Origin of the sequence: Blautia sp. XA-2221 (assembly GCF_028767025.1) — a bacterium.
Lineage (GTDB): Bacteria > Bacillota > Clostridia > Lachnospirales > Lachnospiraceae > Blautia_A.
The window spans coordinates 226,086-239,292 of record NZ_JAJQXX010000004.1; the positions used below are offsets into that span (position 1 = coordinate 226,086).

The 13,207-nt window shown below is 38.5% G+C and carries 14 protein-coding genes and 2 pseudogenes; 9 read left to right on the plus strand and 7 right to left on the minus strand.

The genetic code is table 11. The features are described 5' to 3' along the window. Positions 1–25 precede the first annotated feature (25 nt). From LU279_RS05565 to msr(D), 7 genes are all read left to right on the plus strand, one after another. On the plus strand, positions 26–352 hold the full coding sequence (locus tag LU279_RS05565) for a hypothetical protein (RefSeq protein WP_008976871.1): 327 nt from the start codon (positions 26–28) through the stop codon (positions 350–352). Further along, entirely contained in the window at positions 339–1,118 is a 780-nt protein-coding gene (locus LU279_RS05570) for an FAD-dependent thymidylate synthase (protein ID WP_274421534.1), read from the plus strand. The genes LU279_RS05565 and LU279_RS05570 overlap by 14 nt, the downstream gene beginning before the upstream one ends. Continuing rightward, positions 1,108–1,521 carry a dUTP diphosphatase gene (locus LU279_RS05575; RefSeq protein WP_008976873.1) on the plus strand — a complete coding sequence of 138 codons (414 nt, stop codon included), beginning with the start codon at positions 1,108–1,110 and terminating at the stop codon, positions 1,519–1,521. Before LU279_RS05570 ends, LU279_RS05575 begins: the two co-directional genes overlap by 11 nt. Positions 1,522–1,604: 83 nt before the next feature. Then, positions 1,605–1,880 (plus strand): helix-turn-helix domain-containing protein, encoded by a 276-nt coding sequence (locus LU279_RS05580; protein ID WP_008976874.1) that lies wholly within the window; start codon positions 1,605–1,607, stop codon positions 1,878–1,880. Positions 1,881–2,309: 429 nt separating this feature from the next. After that, positions 2,310–2,687 (plus strand): TnpV protein, encoded by a 378-nt coding sequence (locus LU279_RS05585; protein ID WP_008976875.1) that lies wholly within the window; start codon positions 2,310–2,312, stop codon positions 2,685–2,687. Between the two features lie 531 nt (positions 2,688–3,218). Beyond that, positions 3,219–4,436 (plus strand): macrolide efflux MFS transporter Mef(A), encoded by a 1,218-nt coding sequence (gene mef(A), locus LU279_RS05590; RefSeq protein ID WP_008976876.1) that lies wholly within the window; start codon positions 3,219–3,221, stop codon positions 4,434–4,436. A gap of 119 nt (positions 4,437–4,555) precedes the next feature. Continuing rightward, on the plus strand, positions 4,556–6,019 hold the full coding sequence (gene msr(D), locus LU279_RS05595; RefSeq protein WP_008976877.1) for an ABC-F type ribosomal protection protein Msr(D): 1,464 nt from the start codon (positions 4,556–4,558) through the stop codon (positions 6,017–6,019). Between the two features lie 173 nt (positions 6,020–6,192). Here msr(D) and ltrA read toward each other — a convergent pair whose 3' ends face one another. Then, the gene (gene ltrA / locus LU279_RS05600; RefSeq protein WP_274421535.1) at positions 6,193–7,497 is read right to left on the minus strand and encodes a group II intron reverse transcriptase/maturase; all 1,305 of its coding nucleotides are present in this window, start codon (positions 7,495–7,497) and stop codon (positions 6,193–6,195) included. Positions 7,498–8,136: 639 nt separating this feature from the next. Here ltrA and LU279_RS05605 point away from each other — a divergent pair. Then, entirely contained in the window at positions 8,137–8,991 is an 855-nt protein-coding gene (locus LU279_RS05605) for a nucleotidyltransferase domain-containing protein (protein ID WP_117500822.1), read from the plus strand. Further along, positions 8,988–9,728, plus strand: a complete 741-nt coding sequence (locus LU279_RS05610) for a class I SAM-dependent methyltransferase (RefSeq protein ID WP_117500821.1) — start codon at positions 8,988–8,990, stop codon at positions 9,726–9,728. The genes LU279_RS05605 and LU279_RS05610 overlap by 4 nt, the downstream gene beginning before the upstream one ends. A gap of 90 nt (positions 9,729–9,818) precedes the next feature. Here LU279_RS05610 and LU279_RS05615 read toward each other — a convergent pair. The 6 genes and pseudogenes from LU279_RS05615 to LU279_RS05640 form a co-directional block, all read right to left on the minus strand. Beyond that, positions 9,819–9,941 (minus strand): annotated as a pseudogene (locus LU279_RS05615) (nucleotidyltransferase domain-containing protein); the annotation flags it as partial. Positions 9,942–9,955: 14 nt separating this feature from the next. Beyond that, a complete protein-coding gene (locus LU279_RS05620) occupies positions 9,956–10,180 on the minus strand; it encodes a helix-turn-helix domain-containing protein (protein ID WP_000205227.1) in 225 nt (74 codons plus the stop codon). 142 nt (positions 10,181–10,322) lie between these two features. Beyond that, complete coding sequence (locus LU279_RS05625; protein ID WP_002390960.1) at positions 10,323–11,867, minus strand: recombinase family protein; 1,545 nt, start codon at positions 11,865–11,867, stop codon at positions 10,323–10,325. Between the two features lie 19 nt (positions 11,868–11,886). Beyond that, positions 11,887–12,303 carry a recombinase gene (locus LU279_RS05630; RefSeq protein ID WP_000323438.1) on the minus strand — a complete coding sequence of 139 codons (417 nt, stop codon included), beginning with the start codon at positions 12,301–12,303 and terminating at the stop codon, positions 11,887–11,889. After that, on the minus strand, positions 12,304–12,630 hold the full coding sequence (locus tag LU279_RS05635) for a hypothetical protein (RefSeq protein ID WP_000392725.1): 327 nt from the start codon (positions 12,628–12,630) through the stop codon (positions 12,304–12,306). 239 nt (positions 12,631–12,869) lie between these two features. Further along, positions 12,870–13,207 (minus strand): annotated as a pseudogene (locus tag LU279_RS05640) (transposase); the annotation flags it as partial.

Consider the following 13,207-nt stretch of genomic DNA (forward strand, 5'->3'; position numbering starts at 1 on the left):
CATTTTACGAAGGAGGAATTACAATATGACACAAAATGAATTTAATGTTGTCCTTGAACAACAATATCGAAAATGTGCCGATGTACTGGTACACAAGAAAAAAGAATACACCGGAGACCGCATTGATCGCCTGAGTGCATTTAAAATTGCTGCCTCATTACAGGGATGCACACCTAAGACTGCTCTGGCCGGAATGATGTCGAAGCATGTCGTATCTCTCTATGATATGTGTTACTCTTCGTTGCTCCAATTTGAGTTAGAACAATGGGATGAGAAGATCACAGACTGCATCAACTATCTCATTCTGCTGAAAGCATTGATAAAGGAGGAACAAGCCTATGGATCACATTGAGACAAAGATTTTAAATAGTTATACCATTCAGAAAGCAGCTCAAAACATGGTATTCGCAGCAAGGCTTACCCAACAGGGGCATTGCATTCAAAACATGGGTGATCTTATGGCTCTTTATCAGAAATCTTTTACGGATAAAACCGTAGACCGGATTGCCAGTCTACCTCATCCAACCGTACAAAAATTTACGGTGATCACCGTTGCGATTGTAGGGGCAAGCAGACGTTTTCTTGCACAGATCACTCGTCATCAAAACGAAGTGAAATTCATGAGTGCATCTCTGCAATATAGCAACTATTCAGAAAAAGCTGCATTTGCGATTCCATATGAAATCCTTTTTTCCGAACAGAGATACATTGATCTCTATCTGCAAAGCTGCTTATCGGATCTCAGATGTTATCAGGAATTGTGTTCTTTGGGATTTCATCATGATTCTGCCGGCTATGCCCTCCCCCATGCTTTAAGAAATATTCTGATCATCTGTGCTACACCTTATGAGTGGAAACATATGATCAGTCAGCGTATCTGCAGAAGAAATACCGACGAAACAAGAATTGTAATGTTGGACATCTGGCAGAAACTATATGAATTCGATCCGGTGTTATTTTCACCGAAGCTGACCGGTCCTTTCTGCCAAAGGGGATGTTGTGAAGAAGGTGCTATGTCCTGTGGAATCCCCATCCCAAAAGACTGGTCTCCATTAGAAATAATGAGAGCAGATTATCCTCTGCTCGTAGAAGGGAGGGAAGCTGTTTATGAAAATTAAATTGATCGACTTTGGGTTAGAGAAAGATCATTATCCCTTCCGACCTCATGAAAACGATGCCGGCGCCGATGTGTATATGCCTTATGACTGCACATTAAAGCCAGGAGAGATTGCAAGAATTCCCTTAGGATTTGGGCTCATGATTCCGGATGGATATGCCGGTTATGTCTTTCCAAGAAGCAGCATGGCTGCAAAAGGATTGGTCTGCGAACTTCCGCCTATTGATTCCGGATATCGTGGCGAAATTCATGCCATTATCAGCAATGTTAGTTCAGAATCCCAAATACTCAGCAAAGATACCCGTGTAGGGCAACTGGTTATCACTCCCGTTCTAATTGCCGACTTTGTTCTGGATCTCGGAGAAGCAAGAGATATTGGTGCTTTCGGAAGTACCGGGGAATAAAGATCATAAAACCAGAGGTGCCGAATGATATATCATTTGACACCTCGCACAATCAAAATAACTTACAGAAAGGATTTTCTATTATGATTACGTTTGGAAGAAAATTAAAACATTTGAGACAGAAAAATCATCTCACACAAAAAGAACTAGGTATTGCACTTGGCTTTCCGGAAGATTCTGCTGATGTCAGAATTGCACAATATGAAGCAGATGCAAGAAAGCCTCGTGATGAAATCCTTGCTAAAATGGCTAAAATACTTTACGTACCAATCGATGTCCTCACCGTTCCAGTATTATCTGAACCAAGAGAATATGATGCTGCGTCCTTCTGGATGCATGAACTTTCTGCAGAATTATAATTTTTTTAATAAAATAAAAAAAGCAGGAAATCTTTAGATATGCTCTCTTCGTGATGACAGTTTATTATTTTACTGTCTCTCATAAAGGGAGCATATCATTTCAGATTTCCTGCTTAGCAAAGCTGTGAAGATTTAATTGTGATTGGGTTGCCAGTTATACAAACTGCAATTTGAAAACCACATTTTTATAAGTGGTTATTAACCCTCACAGGGTTTTAATAAAATCCTCCGAAAGCCTTGAAAATAAAGGGTTTATCGCAAAATGCTCACCTTAACTTATTATACGATTTCACTTACGTTTATTCTTCCCTTGGAAGCTGATAAGGGCAAACACAAGGGCAAGAAAATCTGATAACAAGATATAAGAGAATGTGGCAATCGGAGAACTGTGACGTATGTGCGAATATATTATACTGGAGGATTTATTATATGGACAAGTACATTTTTGATGAAAGCAACGGTTTATGGTATGAATTGCAGGGAGATTATTATATCCCTTGTCTGATACTTTCCGAAGAAGAAACACAGCCTATCGGTTTGTGGGGACAGCGCCACAAGCAGTATCTAAAGGAGCATAAGCAGTTCCTCTATACCACAATGCTGATTGAGGGTACACTAAACTCCTACCTTGCAGATATTGACAGACAGGCACAGGAGCGTTTGCTCCTGCTGACAAAGCAAATTGCAGAGCAGGAAAATGTGACCGAGAAACTGAAAGCAGATAATGCTATGCTGTGGGTACAGAAAATGAATGAAATTCAGTCCAGAGTTAGAGAAATCATTTACAGCGAGATTATCTACGCATAACAGAATGAGTGATTGGGGCGGTAAGCCAGCTTTTGGCTTACTGCCCTTGTCTGCTCATAAGCAAAATAAAGAAATACCGTCAATGGCAGTGCTTGCACTGTTCATCGAGACCATTGACGGTATTGCGTATTTTGCTATCGCTGTCCGTGGCTTTTTTCAATTTTAAACGTTGCTTAAAACAACTTATTGTGTTAAAATATATGCTGATACAAATAAGAGTTTAGGAGGAACCGAAACTATGACAGCCTCAATGCGTTTAAGATAAGCTGGCAATAAAAAAAGCAGAATCTATCCCCGATGATAGGCTTTTTTGTTGTGCTTATTTATACGATATTGAGCATTCATTAGTTACGGTGAGATATAAGTTATTTAACTATACCTTTATTTAACTATGTCTTTAATATGAATGTTTCCAAATTGTATGTATGCAGACCAAAAGCCACATTGTGGATTTTGGCCTGCATTTTTTATTGCCTAGAATGCTGTTCAAAATAGAAATTCAAGCAAAATAATATGCAGGAGATAATATAAATGGAAAAATACAACAATTGGAAACTTAAGTTTTATACAATATGGGCAGGGCAGGCAGTATCATTAATCACTAGTGCCATCCTGCAAATGGCGATCATTTTTTACCTTACAGAGAAAACAGGATCTGCGATAGTCTTGTCTATGGCTTCACTAGTAGGTTTTTTACCCTATGCGGTCTTTGGACCAGCTATTGGTGTATTAGTGGATCGTCATGATAGGAAGAAGATAATGATTGGTGCTGATTTAATTATCGCAGCAGCTGGGGCAGTGCTTGCTATTGTTGCATTGTATATGGAGCTACCTATCTGGATGGTTATGGTAGTATTGTTTATCCGTAGCATTGGAACGGCTTTTCACACCCCGGCTCTCAATGCGGTTACGCCACTTTTAGTACCAGAAGAACAGCTTACGAAATGTGCAGGCTATAGTCAGTCTTTGCAGTCTATAAGCTATATTGTTAGTCCGGCGGTTGCAGCACTCTTATACTCCGTTTGGGAACTAAATGCTATTATTGCCATCGATGTATTGGGTGCTGTGATTGCATCTATTACGGTAGCAATTGTACGTATTCCTAAGCTGGGTGATCAAGTGCAAAGTTTGAAACCAAATTTCATACGAGAAATGAAAGAAGGAATGGCTGTACTACGGCAAAATAAAGGATTATTTGCTTTATTACTCGTTGGAACATTATATATGTTTGTTTATATGCCCATAAATGCTTTATATCCTTTAATCACTATGGAATATTTTAATGGTACACCGATGTATATTTCTATTACGGAGATTGCTTATGCCTCTGGTATGTTGATAGGGGGTCTATTATTAGGGTTATTTGGGAATTACCAAAAGCGAATCTTATTAATAACGGCATCCATTTTTATGATGGGGATAAGCTTAACCATTTCAGGATTACTTCCCCAAAGTGGATTTTTCATATTTGTAGTCTGCTGTGCAATAATGGGGCTTTCGGTTCCGTTTTACAGCGGTGTGCAAACAGCTCTTTTTCAGGAGAAAATTAAGCCTGAATATTTAGGACGTGTATTTTCTTTAACTGGAAGTATCATGTCTCTTGCTATGCCAATTGGGTTAATTCTTTCTGGATTCTTTGCTGATAGAATCGGTGTAAATCATTGGTTTTTACTATCAGGTATTTTAATTATTTGCATTGCAATAGTTTGCCCAATGATAACTGAGATTAGAAAATTTGATTTAAAATAAACAATATTGGAGGGATATTTATGTATCTTATTTTCATGTAATTCTTCCTGCTTGTACGCAGGGTTTTCCCTGCGTACAAGCAAATGAAAACATGCGATTATAGACAGGAGGAAAATGTTATGGAATTGATATTAAAAGCAAAAGACATTCGTGTGGAATTTAAAGGACGCGATGTTTTAGATATAGATAATTTAGAAGTATATGATTATGACCGTATTGGTTTAGTAGGAGCAAATGGTGCAGGAAAAAGCACTTTATTCAAGGTGCTTTTAGGCGAATTAACTCCTCTAGGATGTAAAATGAATCGTCTGGGTGAACTTGCCTATATCCCTCAGTTGGACGAAGTAACCTTGCAGGAGGAAAAAGATTTTGCACTTGTAGGCAAGCTTGGTGTTAAGCAATTAGATATACAAACCTTGAGCGGCGGTGAAGAAACAAGGCTTAAAATAGCACAAGCTTTATCGGCACAGGTTCATGGTATTTTAGCGGATGAACCTACGAGTCATTTAGACCGTGAAGGAATTGATTTTCTAGTCGGACAGCTAAAATATTTTACAGGTGCACTGTTAGTTATTAGCCATGACCGCTATTTTCTTGATGAGGTAGTAGATAAAATATGGGAACTGAAAGATGGCAAAATCACTGAGTATTGGGGAAACTATTCTGATTATCTTCGTCAGAAAGAGGAAGAACGCAAGAACCAGGTTGCAGAATACGAGCAATTTGTTACCGAACGTGCCCGATTGGAAAGGGCTGCGGAGGAAAAGCGAAAACAGGCTCGTAAAATAGAACAGAAGGCAAAAGGTGCTTCAAAGAAAAAAAGTACGGAACGTGGAGGGCGTTTGGCTCATCAGAAATCAATGGGAAGTAAGGAAAAAAAGATGCATAATGCCGCTAAATCTCTAGAGCATCGGATTGCGGCCTTAGGAAATGTAGAAGCTCCGGAAGACATTCGCAGAATTCGTTTCAGGCAAAGTAAAGCATTGGAGCTCCATAATCCATATCCTATTGTCGGTACGGATATTACTAAAATATTTGGAGATAAGGTATTGTTTGAAGATGCATCTTTTCAAATTCCGCTTGGAGCAAAAGTGGCTCTAACTGGTGGGAATGGAACAGGAAAAACAACTTTAATCCAAATGATCTTAAACTATGAAGATGGAATTTCTATTTCACCTAAGGCAAAAATAGGATACTTTGCACAAAATGGTTACAAGTACAACAGTAATCAGAAAGTCCTGGAGTTTATGAAGGAGGATTGTGATTACAATGTTTCAGAAATTCGTTCCGTGCTTGCATCCATGGGGTTTAAACAGAACGATATTGGAAAAAGCTTATCTATTTTAAGCGGTGGTGAAATTATGAAATTATTGCTAGCTAAAATGCTTATGGGTAGATATAACATCCTACTAATGGATGAACCGAGCAACTTCCTTGACATACCAAGCCTGGAGGCCTTGGAAATACTAATGAAGGAATATGCAGGAACGATCATGTTTATCACCCATGACAAACGGTTACTTGAAAATGTGGCTGATGTAATTTATGAAATTAAAGATAAGAAATTAAACTTAGTCCGATAATTATTTTACTTTTCGTATTTGACAGATCGTAAGTAGGCCGTGAAAGAGGTTATTGATTTTAACTAAACGTTAAGTAGGTTAGACCTCTAATCAGAAATAGGGTAGAGGGAAAATAAATATTTTCGCCCCTCCCATTGAACCGTACGTACGGGTCTCGTATACGGCTCTACAATTTATATTCCAACTTTAACTAAGTAATAGGATAAGGGATTGAGCAGACCGGCTCCATCTTTTATCCTATTTTCAAGTAAATCCTTGCTGATAATGAAATTCACTACGTTCATTCCGCTTCTTTTGTACCAACCCAGTCTCGAATTTGCAACTTTAAATATCTCTTTATTGCTAAATCCGTTCTTATGTCTCCAGTTCAGATAGCTTAGATTCCGATAAATGGTTTTGGGTCTCTTCCATTGCTTCATGACAATTACTCTGATTTTATGCCTCAGCCATTCCCCGAACTCTTCCAGAAACAGTTTCATCATTCCAATTCTAAAATAATTTATCCACCCTCGTACAATCTCGTTTACTCTTTTAATTGTAACTGCAAGTGGTCTCGCTACCGCTTTTCCTCTTTTCAGATATTCGCTCAGCCTCTTTTTCAGTTTCTTTTTCTTTTCATTGGTCGGTCTGACTTTCCATTCCGAACCATTCTTTAGGAATGTGAATCCAAGATATTTACTTCTTGTCGGTCTTACCACTTTCGTTTTCGTAGCATTTACTTTCAGGAATAGCTTTCTTTCTAACCAGCTACAAATGGATTTCATTACTCGATTGGCTGCTATCTCACTTTTGGTGAATATCAACACATCATCGGCATACCTTGTGAAACGAAGTCCTCTTTGCTCCAGTTCTTTATCTAACTTATCAAGATAGACATTAGAACATACAACCGAAAGTGGACCACCCTGAGGTACTCCCGTGATAGTCGCTTTTTCCAGTCCTTTTTCCATTACTCCTGCTTTCAGATATTTCCGAATCAGATTTAATGTGGTACTATCGTTTACTTGCTCTCTTAATATCTGAATTAATTTATCGTGATTTACTTTATCGAAAAACTGTTCAATGTCTATATCTATAACCCATTCATAGCCTTCATTCAGATAGTAAAGTGCTTGTCTGATTGCATCGTGACAACTTCTGCCCGGTCTAAACCCATAACTATATTCACTAAATATTTTCTCATAGATATCTGATATTGGCTGTGCGATTGCTTGTTGAATGGTTCTATCCAATGCTGTTGGTATTCCCAACGGACGTTGTTTTCCATTCTCTTTCGGAATATATACTCTTCGCACCGGTTTGGGCATATAAGTTCTATTTCTAATAGACGTAACAATCATGTCCTTGTTTTCCCTTATATAATCCCCCAGTTCCTCTACAGTAATTCCATCTATACCACCCGCACCTTTGTTGGCTACCACTTTTTGATATGCTCTGTTCAGATTTTCTTTTGATAAAATCACTTCTATTAATTCCATTGTTGTTACTCCTCTGACTTATCCCAAAATTCATACATAACACCCCTCTGAATATAGACAGTATTCCTCGGTTACGCTCCTACTTTTCCTGTCCATTCGATTTCTGGCTCATGTATCATTTTAATCATAACGATTCGTACTATAAATCGTTTCAGTCCTTCAGCCTTTACGCCTACTATGACATCATCTGACTCCCTCTCCAAACCTTTTTCGACCATACCTTTCGGTATGTGAGTAGGGTCTCCCGAGGTAAGGCACTAATCTTTCATTCCACAACCTCTTGATTTACAACTTCGGTTTACGTTTACCATTTGGGCTTCGATTTGATTTGCAATCTTACCCACCTAATCGCCTTATCAAGTTTCTGTTCGTAGGCTCAAGAACTTTGCTACACCACTTCCTCCATCCATACCGTTACTGATACCGACTTGTGGTTCGCTACACTTGGCGGTAAATACCCGTGACTGGACTCGCACCAGTAAGATTAGCGCCATGCTCGGCACACAAAATAAGGCCTTCAAGATGAATTTTGAAGGCCCCCTTTCCATAGAAATATACGTAAAGCATAAGGAACACATGGCAAAAAAGGCGTTTCTCAGCATGGGATATAGCTTTTGATATTGAAAGGAGTGATTCAGTATGATAGATAATATTATTCAATCAGTGACAGAAAAATTATCCTCTTTGCCTTATATAGAAGGCATCGTATTAGGGGGTTCCCGTGCAAGAGGCACCCATACAGAGGATTCTGATATAGATATCGGAATCTATTACAAATCAGAATCATTTGACATTACAGCGATTAATCAAATTGCTACAGAGTTGGATGATGAGAATAGAAATAACCTGGTTGTACCTCCCGGAGCGTGGGGTGATTGGATTAATGGCGGCGGATGGTTAGTTATAAATGGGTATCATGTTGACTTGATTTTACGTGATATAAAACGGGTGGAACAAATAATCAAAGATACGGAGCAAGGAATTGTTACTGCCAATTATCAGACTGGGCATCCCCATGGTTATATAAGTGCTATGTATCGTGGAGAATTGGCGATCAGCAAGATACAATATGCTAAAAATGAAAGCTTATGCGAATTAAAAAATCAGGCGGAAATTTACCCTGGTGCTCTAAAGAAGAGCTTGATAAACTTTTTTTTATTTGAAGCAGAGTTCTCTTTAATGTTTGTAAAAGCAAATGCGGGAGCAGAGGATAAATATTATATTGCAGGCCATGTTTTTCGTATTATTTCATGCTTAAATCAAGTACTATTTGCATGCAATAATGCTTATTGCATTAACGAAAAGAAAGCTATAAAACTGCTTGAAACTTTTGAATATAAACCTGAAAAATATGCCGAAAGGGTTAATCATATTTTTGAAGTACTCAGTCTTTCACTTTTTGAATGCTACGATATGACCGAGAAGCTTTATAAAGAAGTGAAAAAAATTGCAACGGAGATAAATAACTTTTTAAACGAGGGGGAATTCAGATGAAAGAAAACAAATATGATGATAATATATTTTTTCAAAAATACAGTCAAATGAGTCGCTCACAGCAGGGACTAGCCGGTGCAGGAGAATGGGAAACATTGAGAAAGCTGCTGCCGGATTTTAAAGATAAGCGTGTGCTTGATTTAGGATGCGGCTATGGATGGCACTGTATTTATGCGATGGAACACGGAGCGTCTTCTGTTGTAGGTGTTGATATTTCTCATAAAATGCTCGAGGTAGCCAAAGAAAAAACACATTTTCCACAGGTTGAATATAAATGCTGTGCTATAGAAGATGTGGAATTCCCAGAGGAGAGTTTTGATGTAATATTAAGTTCACTTGCGTTTCACTATGTAGCAGATTATGAGATTTTAGTAAAAAAGATATATAGAATACTGAAGTCTGGTGGTAAGCTAGTTTTTACGGTTGAACATCCTGTTTTTACTGCCTATGGAACACAAGACTGGCATTATAACGAAAAAGGAAAAATACTGCATTTTCCGGTGGATAATTATTATTATGAGGGCAAACGGACAGCTGTGTTTTTGGGAGAAAAGGTTACAAAATATCATAGAACACTGACCACATATCTAAATACACTGCTTTCAAATGGTTTTATAATAAATCATATTGTGGAGCCGCAGCCGCCGGAAAACATGATGGATATTCCGGGGATGCAGGATGAAATGCGCCGTCCCATGATGCTGATTGTATCGGCGAACAAAAAAGTGGATAGATAGAACTAAAACACCTATAAGGTATAAATGGAGGTAATTTATGTTTAAAGAAAAAATTATTATAGAGATGAAAGAAGTATTCAAAGAGATTCCGATATCTATATCAGAATTTTCTGTATGGGTGCCTCTTGCACGTGAGCCCCCTAATACGATGCCTTCTATAAAAGGCAAAGATGATAATTTCTCTGTTACTATTTGAATAACATTACCTACCATATAAACATCCTCCTTTATTCGTTAGATATTTTTATTTCTTCTCCATCTGGTAAAATAAATGCCTGCACAAACTTGACACCTAGCACATCAGCAATGGCCTTCAACTCATCCAAGGTTACTGTTTCTCGTTGTAATTTTTTATTGAAATTCTGTGGAGTCTGGCCAATACGTCTAGCAAGTTCGGAAACACTTATATTCATTTGCTCACACAGTTCTTTAATCATTTCTGCCGTAGTCATACAGCACCTCCAAGTTTACGCTAAGAATATTATAAACCATTTGGTTGATAAACACAATAGTTATTAAAATATTATTATAATCAGCAAGCAAAAGAAAACCCACAACTCTACTGTAGAGTCATGGGCTATTTACTTCTGGTTTTCATATTTCCATTTCGATGCCAGATTTGAAGGCTATGACGAAGTGGCCTTCATAGACTGTAACGCTCTGGATTATCTTCCTTACAAGCTTATCATCATATTCTAAGGTGCGGAATTTGTTCTTGCGGATAAATTCAATCAGCTCATTGATTCGCTCGTTCTCGCCACTGAGGGAGGCATCTTCTACTAAAAGGATCTGTCGCTTGTCTCTCAGCTCATCAATCTCATCTGCTAAGTGGTCATAGTCTTGACCCTTGTTCGCCAGCTTGATTAGTTCTTTTTGTTTTTCCTCTAGTGAGTTGTTAATCTCTGAAATTTGGTATTCTGTGGTTTCGCCAATCACAGCATGAATATTCTCTTCCAGTGTCTTTATCATATTGTTCCCACCTGCAAGTAGCTTATTAATCGCAGTCATTACTGCACCATAAAGTTCATCTTCTTTTACGGTTCGGTTCTTACAAACTTCAGGACCTTGCTCGATTCTAGTCACGCATCGCCAGACAAATTCTTTTCTTCCGTGGATATTCCAATAGACCCGTCTATAAATATCGCCACAATCTCCACAGAAGGTGATGGCACTTAAAGCGTACTTGCTACTGTAAATTCTTTTGTTCTTGCCTTCTCCTGTGTAGATATTGCTTCTCCGATGAATTTCTTCTTGCGCCTGCAAAAATAACTCTTTAGGAATAATCGCTTCATGGCTATTTTCAACATAATATTGGGGAACATGCCCTTCATTTTTCACTCGTTTCTTGGTCAGAAAATCTACTGTGACAGTCTTTTGCAGAAGGGCATCTCCGATGTATTTTTCGTTTTGAAGTATCTTCTTAACTGATTCTGGTCGCCATCTTGGTTTTCCCGCTGCTGTTAAAATACCATCCTTTTCAAGGGCTCGACCAATGCCCACTAGACTCTGACCCTCAAGGTATTCTCGGTAGATGCGTTTGATAATCTCAGCTTCTTCGGGGACAATAGTTAAATTTCCATCTTCATCTTTCGTGTAGCCCATAAATCGCTTATGGTTGACCTGCACCTTTCCTTGTTGGTATCGGTACTGTAGCCCAAGCTTAACGTTTTGTGAAAGGCTCTGGCTTTCCTGCTGTGCCAAAGATGCCATAATAGTCAGCAAAACCTCACCTTTGGCATCCGTGGTGTTGATGTTCTCTTTCTCAAAATAAACTGATATGTTCTTATCCTTGAGCTGTCTAATGTATTGAAGGCAGTCTAGGGTGTTACGCGCAAATCGGCTGATGGATTTTGTAATAACCATGTCGATGTTACCGTCCATACACTCTGCAATCATGCGATTAAATTCGTCACGCTTTTTAGTGTTCGTACCAGAGATACCATCATCTGCAAAGATGCCAGCAAACTCCCATTCATTATTTTTCTTTATAAACTCTGTATAGTGTGAGACCTGAACCTCATAGCTAGAATTTTGTTCTTCTGTTTCTGTAGAAACACGGCAATAGGCAGCAACACGAAGTTTCTTTATCTTTTCTTTTGCGGCTGTACTTCCTACTCTTTTACGAGCAGGAATAACCATTATATTTTTCTCTGTCACTTTATTCCTCGCTTTCTATCAGACTGTATAAGTATTCTGCTCGTTCAAAAGGATCCACTGGCATCTTATTATCTGCCTTTTTCATTTTGAATCGTTCTTTGGGAGGGGGAGAGGTGAAAGCGGCAAGCTCTACCACTCGTCCTAAATCCTTTGCACGTTTATCTCTAACTTCTTCAGCTTTATCAAATATCTCTTTATCAATAATTGCTGGATACGTATCATTTCCAAGGTAGTTGACGTTTTTCAAAATGCGCCCCATCACAGAATGTGTCTTTTCAATACCTGCCTGTTCGCCAGCCACTGTAAGGGATAGTCCTGATATGTATTTCTCAAAGAATACCTTTACTTGACCTGCTGCCTTTTCATCGACAGTAACCACTCCATCTTGAATTTTGTATCCATATGGAATATATGCCATTTATCTCACCACCTTTTCTTTCAGGGAAAGACCGCATTTCAAATTGAATGTCAGCTCATCCCTGGAATTTACAATGATGTTCACTACAAATTCTTCAAATAGTTCTTCCGTGTAGTCACCATTAAAATTATCTGCTGACACATAATTAATGAGGTCCTTTATCTCGTTTGCTCGCAAAACCCCACTCGCAGAGTTCGTTACCAGGTTTGTTTTTTCGGTAGTAAGATTTTTAATCTCACTATCTAAAACATTTCGTTCCTGATTAAAAAGAGCAGGTTCTAGGAAACCTTTGGACATCAGTGCAATAAGGGTATTGCGTTCTTCCAATAGTTACTCCATTAGCTTATCAATAGCGTCCATTCTTTCACGGTCGCTTTCTTCATCGATTTGGCTAACTGACTTGAAAAGTGGTTCTAGGATTAGCTTATGACTGAAAGCAAGCTTATTCATCATGGTTGTCAATGTGGCTTTGATTTCCCCATCTCGCAAAAACAACATGGAGCAACTTTCTTTATCTTCGATACTATCTCAACATGTGTCGTGGATAAGGTAAGTATGTAAAATGGTATGCCTTTTAAGCCGTCCGTAATAAAAAGCAAGACTTCTTGAACTCCTCTGGAGTTAATATCCTGTAGCAGCTCATTCCAAACGTATGTTGATTCAGTTGGAGCAATCGCATAACTCAGTACTTCTTTAGTGCCGTCTTCTCGTATACCAATGGCAATATAAATCGCTTCTTTGGATACGGTTTGACGTTTTAGTGGAATGTAAGTAGCGTCCATAAAAATAGCGACATACTTATCATTTAAGGCTCTGGATTTAAAGGCATTTACTTCTTCAGTCAGAACTTTAGTCATGTTGGACATGGTTTGTGGAGTATAGTGATGACCGTACATTTTTTCGA